This is a genomic window from Streptomyces sp. CA-106110, assembly GCF_050936285.1.
Classification (GTDB): Bacteria; Actinomycetota; Actinomycetes; order Streptomycetales; family Streptomycetaceae; genus Streptomyces.
On the sequence record NZ_JBNJNB010000001.1, the window covers coordinates 8,581,668 to 8,598,598 of the forward strand.

The following is a 16,931-nucleotide window of genomic DNA, read 5'->3' on the forward strand; positions in this document are numbered from 1 at the left end:
GACACCGGGGTAATCCGTGAAAAAGCTCTCCGCACGACGACGCCATCCGATGGCGGCGCTCGTCGTCCTACTCATCGCGCTGACGCTCTCCGGGGGGCTGTACGCCGCGTTCGCGCCCGCCGGCAAGGCACAGGCCGATGACACCGCCCAGTCCCTCGCCATCGAGGAGGGCAAGAAGCTCTACCAGGTGGGCTGTGCCAGCTGCCACGGCACCGGCGGTCAGGGCTCCTCCGACGGCCCGAGCTTGATCGGCGTCGGCGCGGCGGCGGTCGACTTCCAGGTCGGCACCGGCCGTATGCCCGCCGCGACCTCGCAGGGCCCCCAGGTGCCGGCGAAGAAGAACATCTACTCGCAGACCCAGATCGACCAGCTCGCCGCGTACATCGCCTCTCTCGGCGCCGGCCCGGCCGTGCCGACGAAGAACGACTACAGCCCCGAGGGTGCCGACATCGCCCGGGGTGGTGAGCTCTTCCGCACCAACTGCGCGCAGTGCCACAACACCGGCGGCAAGGGCGGTGCGCTGACGCACGGCAAGTTCGCGCCGACCCTTGAGGGCGTCGCCCCGAAGCACATCTACGAGGCCATGCAGACCGGCCCGCAGAACATGCCGTCCTTCCCGGACACCACGCTGTCGCAGCAGAACAAGAAGGACATCATCGCGTACCTCCACGCGGTCGACGGCGACCAGACCGTGAACCCCGGCGGCCTCGAGCTGGGCGGCCTCGGACCGGTCTCCGAGGGCCTGTTCGCCTGGATCTTCGGCCTCGGCGCGCTGATCGCGGTCGCCGTCTGGGTCGCCGCTCGGACCGCAAAGGCCAAGAAGTCATGAGTAGCCAAGACATTCCAGAAGAGAACCTGCCCGCTGAGCAGGACACCGCGCACGGTGCAGTGACGGTGGCGGACGAGCAGAGCCCGTTCGCCGACCCGGGCCTGCCGCCCCACGAGCACCGCATCCAGGACATCGACGAGCGGGCCGCCAAGCGGTCCGAGCGCACGGTGGCCATGCTGTTCACCGTGTCGATGCTGGCCACCCTCGGCTTCATCGCCGCGTACGTGACGATCCCGAACGACAAGTCGATCTTCGTCTTCCCGATCGGGCACATCAGCGCGATGAACTTCGCGCTGGGTCTGACGCTGGGCGTGGCGCTGTTCACGATCGGCGCAGGCGCGGTCCACTGGGCCCGCACCCTGATGTCCGACATGGAGATCGCCGACGAGCGTCACCCGATCGAGGCGCCCCCCGAGGTCAAGTCGAAGGTCGTCGCGGACTTCCAGCAGGGTGCCAAGGAGTCGCAGCTCGGCCGGCGCAAGCTGATCCGCAACACGATGTTCGGCGCGCTGGCCCTGGTCCCGCTCTCCGGCGTCATGCTGCTGCGCGACCTGGGTCCGCTGCCCGGGACCAAGCTCCGCCACACGATCTGGTCCAAGGGCAAGCTCCTCGTCAACATGAACACGAACCAGCCGCTGCGTCCCTCGGACGTCGCGGTGGGCTCGCTCACCTTCGCCAAGCCCGAGGGCCTGGAGGAGGCCAACGAGGACTTCCAGGTCGAGATCGCGAAGGCCGCCCTGATGATCGTCCGGCTCCAGCCGGAGAACATCAAGGACAAGAAGGAACTCGAGTGGTCCCACGAGGGCATCGTGGCCTACTCGAAGATCTGCACCCACGTCGGTTGCCCGATCTCCCTGTACGAGCAGCAGACGCACCACGTCCTCTGCCCGTGCCACCAGTCCACCTTCGACCTCTCCGACGGTGCCCGAGTCATCTTCGGCCCGGCCGGTCACGCCCTGCCGCAGCTGCGCATCGGCGTCAACGCGGACGGCTACCTCGAGGCGCTCGGCGACTTCGAGGAGCCCGTCGGTCCTGCATTCTGGGAGCGCGGATGAGTACTACACCGAGCAACACGAATCCGTCTGCCGCCGGCACGGCGGACAGCTCGCGCGGACGGGCACCGGCCGGCGAGCGCATCGCGGACTGGGCCGACGGCCGCCTGGGGATCTACTCCCTGGCGAAGTCCAACATGCGCAAGATCTTCCCCGACCACTGGTCGTTCATGTTGGGCGAGGTCTGCCTCTACAGCTTCATCGTCATCATCCTCACGGGTGTGTACCTGACGCTGTTCTTCCACCCCTCGATGAACGAGGTCGTGTACCACGGCAGCTATGTGCCGCTGCAGGGTCAGACCATGAGCGAGGCCTTCAACTCCACGATGCACATCAGCTTCGATGTGCGTGGCGGCCTGCTCATCCGTCAGATCCACCACTGGGCCGCGCTGATCTTCATCGCCGGCATGTTCGTGCACATGATGCGCGTGTTCTTCACGGGCGCGTTCCGCAAGCCGCGTGAGATCAACTGGGTGTTCGGCTTCCTGCTGTTCGTCCTCGGCATGTTCACCGGCTTCACCGGTTACTCGCTCCCGGACGACCTGCTCTCCGGCACCGGTGTCCGCTTCATGGAGGGCGCGATCCTGTCCGTGCCGATCGTCGGCACGTACCTGTCGTTCTTCCTCTTCGGCGGACAGTTCCCGGGCGGCGACTTCGTGGCCCGCTTCTACTCGATCCACATCCTGCTGCTGCCGGGCATCATGCTCGGCCTGGTGGTCGGCCACCTGATCCTGGTCTTCTACCACAAGCACACGCAGTTCGCGGGTCCCGGAAAGACGAACAACAACGTCGTCGGCATGCCGCTGCTGCCGGTGTACACGGCCAAGGCCGGAGGCTTCTTCTTCCTGGTCTTCGGTGTCATCGCGGCCATCGCGGCGCTCGCCACGATCAACCCGATCTGGGTCTTCGGGCCCTACCGTCCGGACCAGGTGTCCACGGGTGCCCAGCCCGACTGGTACATGGGCTTCTCCGAGGGTCTGATCCGTACGATGCCGGGCTGGGAGGTCAACATCTGGGGCCACACGCTCGTCCTGGGCGTGTTCATCCCGCTGGTGATCTTCCCGCTGGTCCTGGTGACGATCGCGGTCTACCCGTTCATCGAGTCCTGGGTCACCGGGGACAGGCGCGAGCACCACATCCTGGACCGCCCGCGCAACGCCCCGACGCGTACGGCCTTCGGTGCCGCGTGGATCGCCTGGTACTTCGTGCTGCTGATGGGTGGTGGCAACGACATCTGGGCCACGCACTTCCACCTGTCGATCAACGCGATCACCTGGTTCGTCCGCATCGCCTTCTTCGTGGTGCCGGTCCTCGTGTTCGTGGTCACCAAGCGGGTCTGCCTCGGCCTCCAGCGCCGCGACCGCGACAAGGTGCTGCACGGCCGCGAGTCGGGCATCATCAAGCGGCTGCCGCACGGTGAGTTCATCGAGGTCCACGAGCCGCTCAGCCAGGAGCAGCTGCACACGCTCACGGCGCACGAGCAGTACAAGCCGGCCGAGATCGGCCCGACGGTCGACGAGAACGGCGTCGAGCGGAAGATCAAGGCCACGGACAAGCTGCGCTCCAAGCTGAGCTACGGCTACTACGGGGACACCAACCAGATCCCCAAGCCCACGGTCGAGGAGTACAAGGAGATCACGAGCGGCCACGGCCACCACTGATCGCTGCGCACGCCACACGCCACAGTCGAAGGGCCCTTCCGGTGTTCGGACGGGGCCCTTCGCCGTCTGCCGGGCTGGATAGGGTGGACCTGTTCGAGATATGCGTCCCGTAGTCCGGGACAACGACCCAGGAGCGGCTTATGAGCGCTGTGACCCCCGCTGGAGGCGACACCGCGGCGGGCCGTTCCTGGCCCCAGGTGCTGAACGGGCTGCTGGACGGCCGTGACCAGAGCGCGGACGACACGGCCTGGGCGATGGACCGCATCATGCGCGGCGAGGCGTCGGACGCGCAGATCGCCGGGTTCGCGGTGGCACTGCGGGCCAAGGGCGAGACGGTGGAGGAGATCACCGGCCTTGTCCGTGCGATGTACGAGCACGCGAACGTGATCGAGGTGCCGGGGCCGACGGTCGACATCGTCGGTACGGGCGGTGACGGCGCGAAGACGGTGAACATCTCCACGATGTCGTCGATCGTGGTGGCCGGCACCGGAGCCAAGGTCGTCAAGCACGGCAACCGGGCCGCGTCCTCCGCGTCCGGGGCCTCGGACGTGCTGGAGAAGCTCGGGGTCAATCTGGAGCTGCCGGTGCACCGGGTGGCCGAGGTGGCCGAGGAGGCCGGGATCACCTTCTGCTTCGCGGTGAAGTTCCACCCGGCGCTGCGGCACGTGGCGGCGGCGCGCGGGCAACTGGGAATCCGTACGACGTTCAACATCCTGGGCCCGCTGACCAACCCGGCGCGGGTGAAGGCCCAGGCCGTGGGAGTCGCGGACCCGCGGATGGCGCCGATCGTGGCGGGGGTCCTCGCCGAGCGCGGCAACTCCTCGCTGGTGTTCCGCGGCGACGACGGCCTGGACGAGCTGACGACCACATCGACCTCCCGGGTCTGGATCGTCCGCGACGGCAAGGTCACCGAGGAGGCCTTCGACCCCCGGGACGTGGGGATCGACCTGGTCCCGGTGGAGGCGCTGCGCGGTGCCGACGCCTCTTACAACGCCGATGTGGCGCGACGGGTGCTGACCGGTGAGACGGGCCCGGTACGGGACGCTGTACTGCTGAACTCGGCGGCGGCGCTGGTGGCGCTGGAGCCGGGTTCCGGGTCGCTGGCGGAGCAGATCCGGGCCGGGATGGAGAAGGCCGTGGAGTCCATCGACTCAGGGGCCGCCAAGCGGACGCTGGACCACTGGGTGGCGGCGACCCACGCCTGATGCCCGCGGGGCCCGGGGCGCGGGCTCCTCGGCTCCGCTCCAAGCTGTTCCGGGTGTGTCTGACAGGGGTGCCCCACCGGCTCAGGGCCGGTGGGGCCCACCAGGCATCTCCGGCTCGGCGGGCCGGCCATCCGGCACTCCGGCGCCTTCGCGGCCGTGCGCGCATCCCCGGCTGTGGATGGGCCTTCGTGGCGGCGTGCGGGTCGCGGTCTGCGAATCGGCCTTTGTAACCGCGCGCGTCCCCGTCTCCGGTGCGGCCTTGGTGGTGGTGTGCGGGTCGCTGTCGGCGGTCCGACTGTCGTGGCCGTGCGTAGGTCGTGGTCTGCCGTCCGGCCGTCGTAGGCGTGTGTGGATCGCGGTCTGCGGTCCGACCTTCCTGGCCGTGTTCGCGTCCCCGTCTCCGGTGCGGTCTTCGTGGCCGTGTGTAGGTCGCGGTCTGCGGTCCGGCCTTCGTGGCGGTGCGTGGGTCGCGGTCTGCGGTCCGGCTTCCGCAGCCGTGCGCGCGTCCCCGGCCTCCACAGCCGTGCGCGCGGCCCCCTCTCCCTACCGGCCCTTCGCAACCCTGTGTGCATCCCGGCATCCGGACAGAAGTTGCGGCTGGGCGATCACGTCCCGTAGCGTCCTGTGCAGGTCATGAGCGACAGCCATTCGGCCCCGGCCGGCTGTCCGGCAACCCTCCGTCCGTGGCGGGGTGCCCCGGGTGAGGACCAGGCCGTGGGCAGCGAGGTCTGCGGCAAGCGCGGACCCCTCGCGTCACCAGGGGTCCTGGTCGTTCGAGGGAGCCTTCCGTGAGCAAGCGAATGCGATAGGGCCGCAGAGCCCCGCCTCCGCATCCCCTTTCACCCCTTTTCACCTTTTCCCGTGCCGCTGACGCAGCCGTGCGCCGTCGTGCGCGCCGTCCGGCACGGCGATCCCACCTGCTTACACGGGAGTGCACCCATGTCCGTCTCCACCCTTGCCGCCGACCCGTCCGTTTGTGCCCCGCTGCCCGTTCTGGGCCGGGATGTCACTGTCCCGCTCGTCACGGGCGGAGAGGTCACCTACGCCGCGCTCGACTACGCGGCCAGCGCCCCGGCACTCCAGCGTGTCTGGGACGACGTGGCGGCCTACGCCCCGTACTACGGCAGCGTCCACCGCGGTGCCGGGTACCTCTCGCAGCTGTCCACCGACCTGTTCGAGAACGCCCGCCGGACCGTCGCCGCGTTCCTCGACTGCCGCGAAGAGGACGAGGTGATCTTCACCCGGTCCACCACCGACTCGCTCAACCTCCTCGCCGCCACCCTTCCGGCCGACTGCCAGGTCTTCGTCTTCGAGACGGAACACCACGCCTCCCTGCTGCCCTGGCGGGGTGCGCGTGTCACCTGCCTGGACGCCCCGCGCACTCCGCAGCAGGCCGTCGCGACCCTGGAGCGCGCCCTCGCGGACCGCGATCCCCACGGCCCGGCCCTGGTCTGTGTCACCGGCGCCTCGAACGTCACCGGCGAGCTGTGGCCGGTGCGCGAGCTCGCGGCGGCCGCCCATGCGCACGGCGCCCGTATCGTGCTGGACGCCGCCCAGCTGGCCCCGCACCACCCGGTGTCGGTCAAGGACCTGGACGTCGACTGGATCGCGTTCTCCGGGCACAAGCTGTACGCGCCGTTCGGTTCCGGAGTCCTGGCCGGCCGCGCCGACTGGCTGCGCGCGGCCGAGCCCTACCTCGCGGGCGGAGGCGCCAGCCGCAAGGTCACCCGGCGCACCGACGGGGGAGTGGACGTGGAGTGGCATGAGAGCGCCGCACGGCACGAGGCGGGCTCGCCCAATGTCATCGGCGCCTACTCCATCGCCTCGGCCTGCAAGGCCCTCACCGAGGCCGGTTTCGACGCCCTCGTCGCCCGTGAGCAGTACCTGATCGGGAAGGTCCGGGAAGGGCTGGCCGGGGTCCCGGAGGTCAAGGTGCTCTCCCTCTTCGGCGACGACTCGCCCCGCGTCGGGGTCATCTCCTTCGTCGTCGAGGGCTGGAACAGCTCCCACTTCGCCGCCGCGCTCTCCGCGGAGTACGGCATCGGCGTCCGCGACGGCCTCTTCTGCGCCCACCCGCTGGTGCGCACGCTTCTGGGTGCCGACCCGCAGACCCAGGGGGAGTGCGGCGCCCCCGAGGCGGCGCCCGGTGAGAAGTCGCTGAACGCGATCCGCGTCAGCTTCGGCGCGGGCACGCCCGACGAGCACGTGGAGCGCTTCCTCGGTGCGGTCAAGGAACTGGTCCGCGACGGTGCGAAGTGGAACTACCGCGCGGAGGACGGCCGTTGCGTGCCGGCGGTCTGAGCCACCGGGACACGGCCGGGTGGGCTCCCTCCCGTCCGCCCCGCGGCGGACGGGGGAGCGGCCTCGGCGGCCGGCGCCGCTAGTTGTCGAGCCCGATCGCGAACGCCGCCTCCAGGTCGTGCTGGGAGTAGGTGCGGAAGGCGACGTGCGTGTCGGTGCCCAGGACGCCCGGGATCTTGCTGATCCGCCCGGGGATGACGTCCGCCAGGTCGTCGTGGGCCTTGACCCGGACCATGGCGATGAGGTCGTAGGTGCCCGTGACGGAGAAGACCTCGCTGACGGAGTCCAGCGCGGCGATCGACTCGGCGATCTCGGGGATCCGGTCCACGCTGGTCTTGATGAGGACGATCGCGGTGATCACGGCTGGTGTTCTCCCTCGGGGGCCTGGGCTGGGGGTTTCACCCTACTCGTACGGCCGTAGCGCACCCATGCGTAGACGAAGCCGAGGGTGAAGCCGACCAGGTGGGCGAGGTAGGCCACCCCCGGGCCCTGGCTGGCGCGGCCCGCGGCCATCCACTGCAGAGCGGCCCAGAAGGGCAGCACCACCCACGCCGGGAAGCGCAGCGGCAGGAAGAGCAGGAAGGGGAAGAGACTGGTCACCCTGGCCTTGGGGAACAGGAACAGGAACGCGCCGAGGACCGCGGAGATCGCCCCGGAGGCCCCGACCAGCGCCTGGGCCGAGTCATCGTTGGCCGCGGCGTACCCGAGTAGCGCCAGGTAGCCGCAGCCCAGGTAGAACAGGGCGAACTCCAGATGGCCCATCCGCTCCTCGGTCATCGCCCCGAAGACATAGAGGAAGAGCATGTTGCCCAGCAGATGCACCCAGGTGCCGTGAACGAACAGTGCCGTCACGGGGGTGATCGCGGCCCGCGGTGTCCCGCTGAAGAGCTCCACGGGCACCACGCCCCAGCGGGCGAAGTAGGCGCGCTCGGCGGCCAGCAACGCGTCCCCGGTGCCGTACGCCGGATTCAGGCCCGCGGCCGGTCCCATCACGAAGATCAGACAGCACAGGGCGATCAGGCCGTACGTCACCGGCGCCGACTGTCCCCGCAGGGCTCCGGCGGCCGTCCTGCTCCAGGTGCTGAACATGGGACAGAGCATGGCGTAACCACACTGATGGGCACAGAATGCCTCGCCGCTGAGACGGGCAGGCGGCGGGTACTCGCCAGGCCGTAGGGTTACGAGCCACACGCTCCAGGGAAACTGGCGCATCACGGAGACTGGAAGAAGGAAGAGAAGCCACGATGACGGTTCCCCTCCCGACCGAAACGACCCGGTGGCGCTGCACGCTCTGCGGCAACCTCACGCGTTTCGACGTCACCCGCTCGTCGAAGGTGGTCGAGTACGTACACCTCGATCTGGCCGGAGAGCCGAAGGTCGAAGAGCGCGAGGTGGTCAGTGAGACCATCGAGTCGGTGCGGTGCCGCTGGTGCAACGCCGTGGATCAGGTGGAACTCGTGGACAGGCCGGGCGCCGGCTCCTGAGGGAGGCGGCCTCGCACAGGCATTGGGGTGACGGATGGTGGAGACTTCGGGCGGGGAGCCGGTCGACGGCACCGCTGAGGTGCTCGACCGTCCGCTGCCCGACGGTGTGCGTCGCCGGGTCGTGCAGATCGTCTCCGACGGTTTCGGCGGGCTGACCCTCGGCGAACTGCCCGCGCAGCTGCGGCAGTATGCCCGGTTCGCTCCGAATCGCCGTGCGAAGTTCGCCGGCAACGCGATGGCGGCGTCCCTGGAGACCGATGCGCTGTTCCGGCAGCGGATCGGGGAGAAGCTCCGAGAGGCTCAGCCGGAACTCGCCGACGCCCTCGACTCCGGCTCACCGCCCGCGGCCGCGGACCCGCTCGACGTGGCCGCCGCGGCCTATGTACTGCGTCCGGTGGGCTGGGTGAAGCTGGTGACCGCCGCGGGCGAGGAGGCCCAGCGCGCGAACGCCGAGCGTGCCGACGAGGAGAGCCGGGCCGAGCTGGAGCGGCTGCGCGAGGAGGTGGCGGCCGCCCGCGGCCAGACCCGGGCCGAGACCGAACGGCTGCGTACGGAACTGGAGTCGGTGCGCAAGGAAGCCGAATCGCTACACCGCAAGCTGCGTGCCGCCCTCAGTGACGTCAAACGCGGCGAGGCCGCCCTGCGCAAGGCCCGCAGCGAGATCGAGGCCGTGCGTAACGAGGGGCAGACGGCGGTGTCCTCCGCCGAGAGCGAGACCCGCCGGCTCAAGGCGCGCCTCGGGGAGGTGGAGGCCAACCTCGAGGCCACGCGCAGAGCGGCGCGCGAGGGGCGCAGCGTCGAGGACATGCGCGTCCGGCTGCTTCTGGACACCGTGCTCGAGGCCGCGCAGGGGCTGCGGCGGGAGCTGGCGCTGCCGCCGGTCTCCGTACGGCCGGCCGAGACCGTGGACGCGGTGGAGCCGGGACGGATGACCCCGAAGGACATCGCGGCCCGTGCGCTCTCCGAAAACGATCCCGCGATCCTCGACCAGTTGCTGGCACTGCCGCAGGCGCACCTGGTCGTCGACGGCTACAACGTCACCAAGACCGGATATCCGCAGATGCCGCTGGAGAAGCAGCGGCTGAGACTCCTCGGGCAGCTCTCGCAGCTCGCCGCGCAGACCGGCGCCGAGGTCACCTGCGTCTTCGACGGGGCGGAACTGGCCGCGCCCGTCCTGCTCGCGCCGCCGCGCGGGGTGCGGGTGCTGTTCTCCAAACCGGGTGTCACCGCCGACGAGTTGATCCGGCAGCTGGTGCGCGCGGAGCCGCCGGGCCGACCGGTCATAGTGGCCTCCACCGATCGCGAGGTGGCCGACGGGGTCGCCAGGGCGGGCGCGCGCCCGGTTGCGTCGGCGATGCTACTGAAGCGACTTTCCCGGGCATAACGGACTCCCCGGCCCGGCTTGCCTCTTGCGCCGAACACCCCATGGATCACCAACGCACCAAGCGCAACATCCGTCAGACATGCCCGAATTGGGGAGATCGTCACACAACGTAGCGTCAAGGCGGTATCACTGCACGTGAGTTCCGCGCAAAGAATGCGTTGCGTGACTGAGATTTTTCCGCTCGGGATTTGAACTGATCACAGATGGGTCACTAGGGTCTGGCTTCGAACCTCCGCACGGGCGATCACTCACAAGGGGTGGATGACGGCGAAGGGCACCGCCCACCGGCGTGTCGGTAGGCGGCTGAAGGAAGAAGGAGCTCGCCCCCGTGGCGTCCCACCGTCGACCCAAGCAGCCGAGCCGCGCACGTGTGACCGTGCTCACCACCGCAGCCGTCGCTGCCGTCGCCTTCAGCGCGCAGGCTGCCAATGCCGCGCCCAGTGAGAAGCCGAGCAAGGACGAGGTCAAGTCCAAGGTCGACAACCTCTACCAAGAGGCGGAGAAGGCCACCGAGGCCTACGACGGGGCCAAGGAGAAGCAGGCGAAGCTGGAGAAGGAGATCTCCACCCTGCAGGACAAGGTCGCCCGGGGCCAGGACGAGCTCAACCAACTGCGCGACGGCATAGGCACGATGGCTAGTGCCCAGTACCGCACCGGCAGCATCGACCCCTCCGTGCAGCTCTTCCTCTCCTCCAACCCGGACGACTACCTGGACAAGGCGTCCACGCTCGACCAGCTGAGCAGCCAGCAGGTCGAGGCGCTGAAGAAGATCCAGGAGAAGCAGCGCGAGCTGGCCCAGGAGCGGCAGGAAGCCACCGACAAGCTCAAGGACCTCGCCACCACCCGCGCCGAACTCGGCAAGAACAAGCGGGAGATCCAGGGCAAGCTCGCCGCAGCGCAGAAGCTCCTGAACAGCCTCACCGCCCAGGAGCGGGCCGCCCTTCAGGCCGAGCAGGCCCGCTCCAGCCGGGCCAGTGCCCGCACCGCCCTCAGCGGCAACCCCGGAACGGCCTCCGGTCGTGCCGGCGCGGCCTTCGCGGCCGCCCAGAGCGTGATCGGCTCGCCCTACGTCTACGGCGCCTCCGGCCCCTCTTCCTTCGACTGCTCCGGTCTGACCTCCTGGGCCTACGCCCAGGCCGGTGTCTCCATTCCGCGCATGTCCCAGGACCAGGCCAACGCCGGCACCCGCATCTACAGCGAGAGCCAACTCAAGGTCGGCGACCTGGTCATCTTCTACGGCGACATGCACCACGTGGGCCTGTACGCCGGCAACGGCCAGGTGCTGCACGCCCCGCACACCGGTGCCGTCGTGCGCTACGAGGCGATCAGCGACATGCCCTTCCAGTTCGGCGTCCGTATCTGACGTCCTTCCGTGGCGGCCTCCCGACCCGCCCGAACGAGCGAATTCCAGCGTCTCCCGCTGACCCCGTGCCCCGCCGATGACCTGCGTCAGCGGCGGGGTTTCACATTGTCTGCGCAGGTCGGCCTCTTTGGCCGGGCAGTGATCATCCGGCTACTGTCTGCCGCGTTTCCCCCGCCGGGTGGCGGGGGCTCGTCAGCGGAATGGAGTGCGACCGGACGTGGGGTCCCATCGACGTCTTGCACCATCCGGGTTCGGCCGGGGCCGTGGTGCCACGGCCGCCGTCCTGTCCGCCGCAGCGGCGGCCGCGGCTCTCGGAGCCGTACCGGCCCAGGCCGCACCACGCGACCCCAGGGCCGCGATGGACCGGCTGTACGAGGAGGCCGAGCGGGCCACCGAGGCGTACAACAAGGCCGGGGAGCAAGCCGGTTCGCTGCGCCGCCGGGTCGGCCGGGCCCAGGACCGGATCGCCCGGCAGCAGGACCGCGTCAACGCCATGCGCGATGCGCTCGGCGCACTCGCCGGGGCCCAGTACCGCTCCGGCGGCCTCGCCTCCTCGCTCGCGCTGCTGTTCTCGGAGAACCCCGCCGACTACCTCGACAGGGCGGCCGTGCTCGACCGGATCGGTGCCCGCCAGGCCGGACAGCTCAAGGAACTCCAGGGCAGCCTGCGCGAACTGGCCCGGGAACGGGCGGTGGTGGACGACGAACTCGCCGAGCTGGAGAAGACCCGCAAGGCCGTCGCGCGACACAAGAAGGACGTGGAGCGGAAGCTGGCCACGGCGCAGCGGATGATCAACTCCCTGCCGCCCGCGGAGCGCGCCGCCTACGGGCGGGCATCGCGCTCGGGCGGCGACCTGCCCGGCCTCATCGACATCGCCCCGCCCGGCTCGCGTGCCGCGGCCGCCGTCGCCGCGGCACGTTCCGCGCTCGGCCGCCCCTATGTGTGGGGTGCCAACGGGCCCGGCGGCTTCGACTGCTCGGGCCTCATGCAGTGGTCGTACGCGAGGGCGGGCATCGGACTGCCGCGCACCTCGCAGCAGCAGCGGTACGCGGGCCACCGGGTGCCGCTCTCCCAGGCCCGGCCCGGCGACCTGGTCGTCTACCACTCGGACGCCAGCCATGTGGCGATGTACGTCGGCGGCGGCCGGGTCATCCACGCCCCTCATCCGGGGGCCGAGGTCCGCTACGACCCGGTCGGGATGATGCCCATCTCGTCGGTCATCCGGCCCTGAACACGGCGGCGATAGGCGGTCGCACCGCCGCGTACGATCGGAAGGTGGCTGGTCGTGGGCGTCTTCGGGGAGTGCTGGCGGTCTGGGTGCTGGTGCTCGCCGGGCTCGTGGGCTGCTCGGGGAGCCCCGCCCCGGACGTCCAGACCTCCGCCGTGCAGCAGGTCCTCGACCGGCGGGCGACGGCCGTCCTCGGCGGTGACCGCTCCGCGTTCCTGGCGACCGAGGCCCCGTCCGGCGACGGGGCGGGCGGGTCCGCCTCCGGCGCGGCTGAGTTCGACAACCTCCGGGCCATGCCGCTGGCCGCCTGGTCGTACCGGCTCACGTCCCTGCACCGCACCGGCGACTCCGCCACCGCCGACGCCGAACTGCGCTACCGCATCCAGGGCTATGACCGGGCGCCGGTCACCGCCGCCCGCGCGCTGCGGCTGACCCGCAGCGGCGGACGCTGGTACATCGGCTCCGACCAGCCCGCCGCGGGGGCCAGCCGGCAACTGTGGGAGCAGGGCGCCGTCGAGGTCGTCCGCGGGGCGCACAGCCTGGTCCTCGGGGTCGGCCAGCCGCCGGGCGCACTGCGGGACTACGCGCGCCTCGCGGACCGTGCGGTGCCCGCCGTCACCGCGGCGTGGGGCGCCGACTGGCCGGGACACGTCGTGATGCTCGTACCGCGGTCGCTGAAGGAGATGGCGGGGCTGCTCGGTGCGGCACCGTCCGGATACCGGGGGATCGCGGCGGTCACCACCGGCGAGGCCAGGGGCACGGCGAAGGCGCCCGCGGACCGGATCATCGTCAATCCGGAGGCGTACAGCCTCCTCGGCGACGTGGGCAGACAGGTGGTCGTCACGCACGAGACCACCCATGTCGCCACCCGCGCGCACACCACGCCGGCCACCCCGCTGTGGCTCTCGGAGGGGTACGCCGACTGGGTCGGCTACCGGAGCAGCGGCCTCACGCCCGCGCAGGTGGCCCCCGAACTCGCCGGCGTGGTCGCCCCGGGGCACCTTCCGGCCGCGCTGCCCGGCGACGCGGACTTCGCCTTCGCCGGGGACGCGGGGAGGCTCGCCCGTGCGTACGAGGGCGGCTGGATGGCCTGCCGGATGATCGCGGGCCGCTGGGGGGAGGCCCGGCTGAACGAGTTCTACCGGGCGGTGGGCGACCACCACCAGCGCGCGGGGGCGGTCGAGGGCGCACTGGAGAAGGTGCTCGGGCTGACGCCGGAGGAGTTCACCCGGCAGTGGCGGGCCTATCTGGAGGCGCAACTGGGCTGAGGACGGGCCGCTCCCGGCAGCGGGGTCAGCCCTCCAGCCGCGCGATCGCCTCCCGCAGCCACGCCCTTTCCGCCTCGCCGGTCGCGCGGGCGACCCGCCGCATACCCTGCCGGAACAGATCGTCCGTCTCCTCGGCCCGCACGGGGCTTCCGTCGCGGTAGAAGAAGCTCGTCGGGGTCTCGAGGAAGTCCAGCCGGCGGCGCAGGACCGCGGCCTGCTCCCTGCGGTCCGGGAGGTGGCGCAGGAACGCCAGCACGGTGTTGAAGCGCACCTGGTCCGAGATCTCCGCCTGCTTGGGGCGCCGCAACCGTTCCAGGAGGTTCGCGCGGCCTTCCTCGGTGAGCGACAGGACGCGGCGCGGCGCCGCGCTCACCCCCGGCTCGGAGTGCTGGTCCAGCTTGCCCGCCGCGATCAGACGGTTGATCGCGGGATAGAGCGCGCCGTCGCTGACCGGGCGGACGTGGCCGGTCAGGGCCTTGATCCGTTCCTTCAGCTCGTATCCGTGCAGCGGTTCCTCGGCGAGGAAGCCCAGGATCGACAACTCCAGCACCCGTCGGCTCCTTCTTGCAGACGTCGGAGTGCCCATGGTACCTCTGATCGAGCTACCTCGAATCGAGGTAGCTCGAATCGAGAGGCAGGACGTCGGCCGTGAACTCGCACCGCAGGCACCTCATAGCGCTCGCCCACCCCGTCTACTTCTCCCTGCTCGCCACCGTGGCCGCCGGAATCATCAACACCGTCTGGGTCTCCCGCCTCGGCGGTCCGGCCGTGGCAGCGGTCGCCGTCGCGACCAACACGGAGAACGTGCTGCTCGGCATCGCCCTCGTGTTCGCCTCCGGCACGACCGTCCTGGTCGCCCACGCGCGGGGCGCCGGGAACCCGGGAGCCGTCGGGGCGGCGGTGCGCGGCGGGTGGGCGCTGTGCGCGGTGGTCACCCCGCTCGTCGCAACCGGCGGGTTCCTGCTGCGCGAGCCACTGGCCCGGTCGGTCCTGGGCGGCGACGGTCCCGCGCTGCCCCTCGCCATCGGCTACTTCGCCGTCTCCCTGCCGGGGATCGCCGTCTTCTTCGTCCAGCAACTCGTCGACGGCATCCTCAAAGGCACCGGCGACACCCGCACGCCGATGCGCCTCGCGCTTCTCGCCAACGGGCTGATCCTGGTCTGCGACCCGCTGTTCATCCACGCCTACGGCATCCGGGGCGCCGCCGTATCGACGGTGCTGTGCCGCTGCGTCGCCCTCGCGGCCGGGCTGCGCGCCCTGCGCCGCAACGCCCAGCTCCGGGCGGCGAGAAGCGCCCCGCCCACCCAGTCCACCGCGGCGGCCCTGCGGCACACGCTGAGGGCCGGTGTGCCGATGTCCGCCGACTTCACCGTGCGGCAGACCGGGACTCTCGTCCTCGTCGCGATCGTGGCCCGGCTCGGGGTGACGGCCGTGGCCGCCTATGCGATCGCCTACAAGGTCATGTACATCGCGACGATGGCCTTCTACGCGGTGCGGCAGGCCGCCGCCATCCACACCGCGCATGCCCGGGGCGCCGGCCGGGAGCAGCGAAGGGCCATCGGCCGGCAGGCCGTGCTCCTGTCGGGGGCGGTGGGGGCAGCCGCGGCGGCACTGCTGGGGTTCCTCGCGCCCTGGATCATGCGCGCCTTCGGAGCCGGCCCGGCGGTCGCACACGACGGGGAGCTCTTTCTGCGCTGCGTCGGCCCCTACCTGCTGCTGACGGCCTGCTTCATCGCGCTCGGCGGGGTCTTCGAGGGAAGCGGCGGCGCACCCCTGCTGCTGCGTGTGACGCTGCTCGGCACGGCGGTGCAACTGCCGCTCGCCCGCGCTTTGTCCGCGCTGGGACTGCCGGGGATCTGCCTTGCCCTCGCCGTCGCCATGGCGTTGCAGTGCGGTGTGCTGCTTCGGTTGGGCCGCCGTCAGGAGGGTGCGAGTGTCTCCTGGGTGCGGGTGGCCTGAGGCGGCACGGTCGGGGCCGGCCGGGCGACCGTGTCGTGCCACAGCTGCCGGGCGGCGGTCAGCGTGGCGAGCACCAGCAGGCCGTTGCGCAGGAACAGCATCGTGACGCCCTGCCGATCGCTGGCGACGACGTGGCCGAACCAGAGCGGAAACTCCACGACGGTGGCCAGACAGGCGGCCAGCACCAGCCCGCAGGGCAGCGTCATCCTGCTGGCGCGGAAGCTCAGGCAGACGGCCGCGACACCGACCAGCCACACCATGTACTGCGGGCTGATGACCCGGCTGGTGACCGTGAACAGCAGCACCGCCACGAAGCCCGCGTCCGCGAGCGTGTGCGGCGACGTACGGCGAACGCTCGCCCGCCACAGCAGCAGCCAGCCGAAGGCGATCATGGTCAGGAAGAGGGCCGCCGCGCTGACCCAGTCCACATACGGGCCGAGGAACTCCACCGAGCCGTAGTTCAGCGCCACCTGGCCCCGCCAGCCGAAGTGCCGGCCCACGTGGAAGACCAGCGAGCCCAGCGACTCGACCTCAGTGCCGCGGTTGCGCTGGAAGCCCAGGAAGGAGAAGGCCCCGGGCATCGTCAGAGCGAAGACCCCGGCGAGCGCGAGGGCCGTCGCCGCCGCGGAGAGCCAGGCCCAGCGTTTGAGGGTGCCGACCAGCAGCAGCGCGGGCCACACCTTCAGCAGCGCCCCCGCGGCGATGAGCGCCCCCACCAGCCGGGGGCGGCGCGTACCGGCCAGGAGCGCGGCGACAGCCACCGCCGTCACCATCACGTCGTAGCGGGCGTACACGGTGGGACCGAGCAGGGCGACCCCGACCACCCACACCCAGGCGCCGCGCATGATCTTGCCGGGCCGCCGGCCCGCATTCAGCAGCAGGCACAGGACCACGAGGTCGGCGAGGAAGGCGAGGACGTAGAAGGCGTGCGCGTAGTCCAGGAAGGGCAGCAGCGCGGGGGAGAGGATGGCGAGCGCGGCGGCGGGCGGGTACTGCCAGGTGACGTCGTTGCGCGGGAAGGTGCCGGTGCGCAGGGTGTCGTACCAGCCCTGGTAGATCACCGAGACGTCGCTGGTGACGTCCGGACCGGGGAAGACGAACACCTTGAAGACGAAGAGGAGCAGGACCAGCCTGGTCAGACTCCAGGTGACGAGCAGCCACACCGGGAACCGCCGCCTGCCCGCAATGTCCATGAGC

The 16,931-nt window shown here is 70.7% G+C and carries 15 protein-coding genes and 1 riboswitch; of the genes, 11 read left to right on the forward strand and 4 right to left on the reverse strand.

Translation table 11 applies throughout. The features are described 5' to 3' along the window. The first annotated feature begins 16 nt into the window (after nt 1-16). The 5 genes from qcrC to ACQEXA_RS39620 all read left to right on the forward strand — a co-directional run bounded on the left by qcrC (nt 17) and on the right by ACQEXA_RS39620 (nt 7,048). A complete protein-coding gene (gene qcrC / locus ACQEXA_RS39600; RefSeq protein WP_432926784.1) occupies nt 17-829 on the forward strand; it encodes a cytochrome bc1 complex diheme cytochrome c subunit in 813 nt (270 codons plus the stop codon). Next, complete coding sequence (gene qcrA / locus ACQEXA_RS39605; RefSeq protein ID WP_432926782.1) at nt 826-1,884, forward strand: cytochrome bc1 complex Rieske iron-sulfur subunit; 1,059 nt, start codon at nt 826-828, stop codon at nt 1,882-1,884. Before qcrC ends, qcrA begins: the two co-directional genes overlap by 4 nt. Further along, complete coding sequence (qcrB, locus tag ACQEXA_RS39610; RefSeq protein ID WP_432926780.1) at nt 1,881-3,542, forward strand: cytochrome bc1 complex cytochrome b subunit; 1,662 nt, start codon at nt 1,881-1,883, stop codon at nt 3,540-3,542. Before qcrA ends, qcrB begins: the two co-directional genes overlap by 4 nt. A 140-nt stretch (nt 3,543-3,682) precedes the next feature. Then, nucleotides 3,683-4,747, forward strand: a complete 1,065-nt coding sequence (gene trpD, locus ACQEXA_RS39615; RefSeq protein WP_432926778.1) for an anthranilate phosphoribosyltransferase — start codon at nt 3,683-3,685, stop codon at nt 4,745-4,747. Nucleotides 4,748-5,376: 629 nt separating this feature from the next. Next, nucleotides 5,377-5,493: riboswitch (SAM riboswitch) on the forward strand. A 193-nt stretch (nt 5,494-5,686) separates the two neighbouring features. Next, nucleotides 5,687-7,048, forward strand: a complete 1,362-nt coding sequence (locus tag ACQEXA_RS39620) for an aminotransferase class V-fold PLP-dependent enzyme (RefSeq protein ID WP_432926777.1) — start codon at nt 5,687-5,689, stop codon at nt 7,046-7,048. A 79-nt stretch (nt 7,049-7,127) separates the two neighbouring features. Here the strand turns inward: ACQEXA_RS39620 and ACQEXA_RS39625 are convergent, their stop codons facing one another. Continuing rightward, nucleotides 7,128-7,409 (reverse strand): Lrp/AsnC family transcriptional regulator, encoded by a 282-nt coding sequence (locus ACQEXA_RS39625; protein ID WP_265566520.1) that lies wholly within the window; start codon nt 7,407-7,409, stop codon nt 7,128-7,130. Beyond that, nucleotides 7,406-8,137, reverse strand: a complete 732-nt coding sequence (locus tag ACQEXA_RS39630) for a rhomboid family intramembrane serine protease (protein WP_432926775.1) — start codon at nt 8,135-8,137, stop codon at nt 7,406-7,408. Before ACQEXA_RS39630 ends, ACQEXA_RS39625 begins: the two co-directional genes overlap by 4 nt. 155 nt (nt 8,138-8,292) lie before the next feature. On the opposite strand from ACQEXA_RS39630, the gene ACQEXA_RS39635 reads away from it, so the two are divergent. The 5 genes from ACQEXA_RS39635 (at nt 8,293) to ACQEXA_RS39655 (ending at nt 13,775) form a co-directional block, all read left to right on the forward strand. Beyond that, a complete protein-coding gene (locus ACQEXA_RS39635) occupies nt 8,293-8,532 on the forward strand; it encodes a hypothetical protein (RefSeq protein WP_103843079.1) in 240 nt (79 codons plus the stop codon). 34 nt (nt 8,533-8,566) lie between these two features. Continuing rightward, nucleotides 8,567-9,916, forward strand: coding sequence for an NYN domain-containing protein (locus ACQEXA_RS39640; RefSeq protein WP_432926773.1), 1,350 nt, complete (start codon nt 8,567-8,569; stop codon nt 9,914-9,916). Nucleotides 9,917-10,244: 328 nt separating this feature from the next. After that, nucleotides 10,245-11,279, forward strand: coding sequence for an NlpC/P60 family protein (locus ACQEXA_RS39645; RefSeq protein WP_432926772.1), 1,035 nt, complete (start codon nt 10,245-10,247; stop codon nt 11,277-11,279). 217 nt (nt 11,280-11,496) lie between these two features. Then, the gene (locus ACQEXA_RS39650) at nt 11,497-12,510 is read left to right on the forward strand and encodes an NlpC/P60 family protein (RefSeq protein WP_432926770.1); all 1,014 of its coding nucleotides are present in this window, start codon (nt 11,497-11,499) and stop codon (nt 12,508-12,510) included. A gap of 44 nt (nt 12,511-12,554) precedes the next feature. Beyond that, complete coding sequence (locus ACQEXA_RS39655; protein ID WP_432926768.1) at nt 12,555-13,775, forward strand: hypothetical protein; 1,221 nt, start codon at nt 12,555-12,557, stop codon at nt 13,773-13,775. Between the two features lie 25 nt (nt 13,776-13,800). Here the strand turns inward: ACQEXA_RS39655 and ACQEXA_RS39660 are convergent, their stop codons facing one another. Then, nucleotides 13,801-14,325 carry a PadR family transcriptional regulator gene (locus ACQEXA_RS39660; RefSeq protein WP_432926767.1) on the reverse strand — a complete coding sequence of 175 codons (525 nt, stop codon included), beginning with the start codon at nt 14,323-14,325 and terminating at the stop codon, nt 13,801-13,803. A gap of 98 nt (nt 14,326-14,423) precedes the next feature. On the opposite strand from ACQEXA_RS39660, the gene ACQEXA_RS39665 reads away from it, so the two are divergent. Then, nucleotides 14,424-15,734, forward strand: coding sequence for an MATE family efflux transporter (locus ACQEXA_RS39665; RefSeq protein WP_433132439.1), 1,311 nt, complete (start codon nt 14,424-14,426; stop codon nt 15,732-15,734). Here the strand turns inward: ACQEXA_RS39665 and ACQEXA_RS39670 are convergent. Continuing rightward, nucleotides 15,695-16,927: a glycosyltransferase 87 family protein gene (locus ACQEXA_RS39670; protein ID WP_432926763.1), complete on the reverse strand. Its 1,233-nt coding sequence runs from the start codon at nt 16,925-16,927 to the stop codon at nt 15,695-15,697. The two genes, ACQEXA_RS39665 and ACQEXA_RS39670, sit on opposite strands and share 40 nt — an antisense overlap. Nucleotides 16,928-16,931 lie beyond the last annotated feature (4 nt).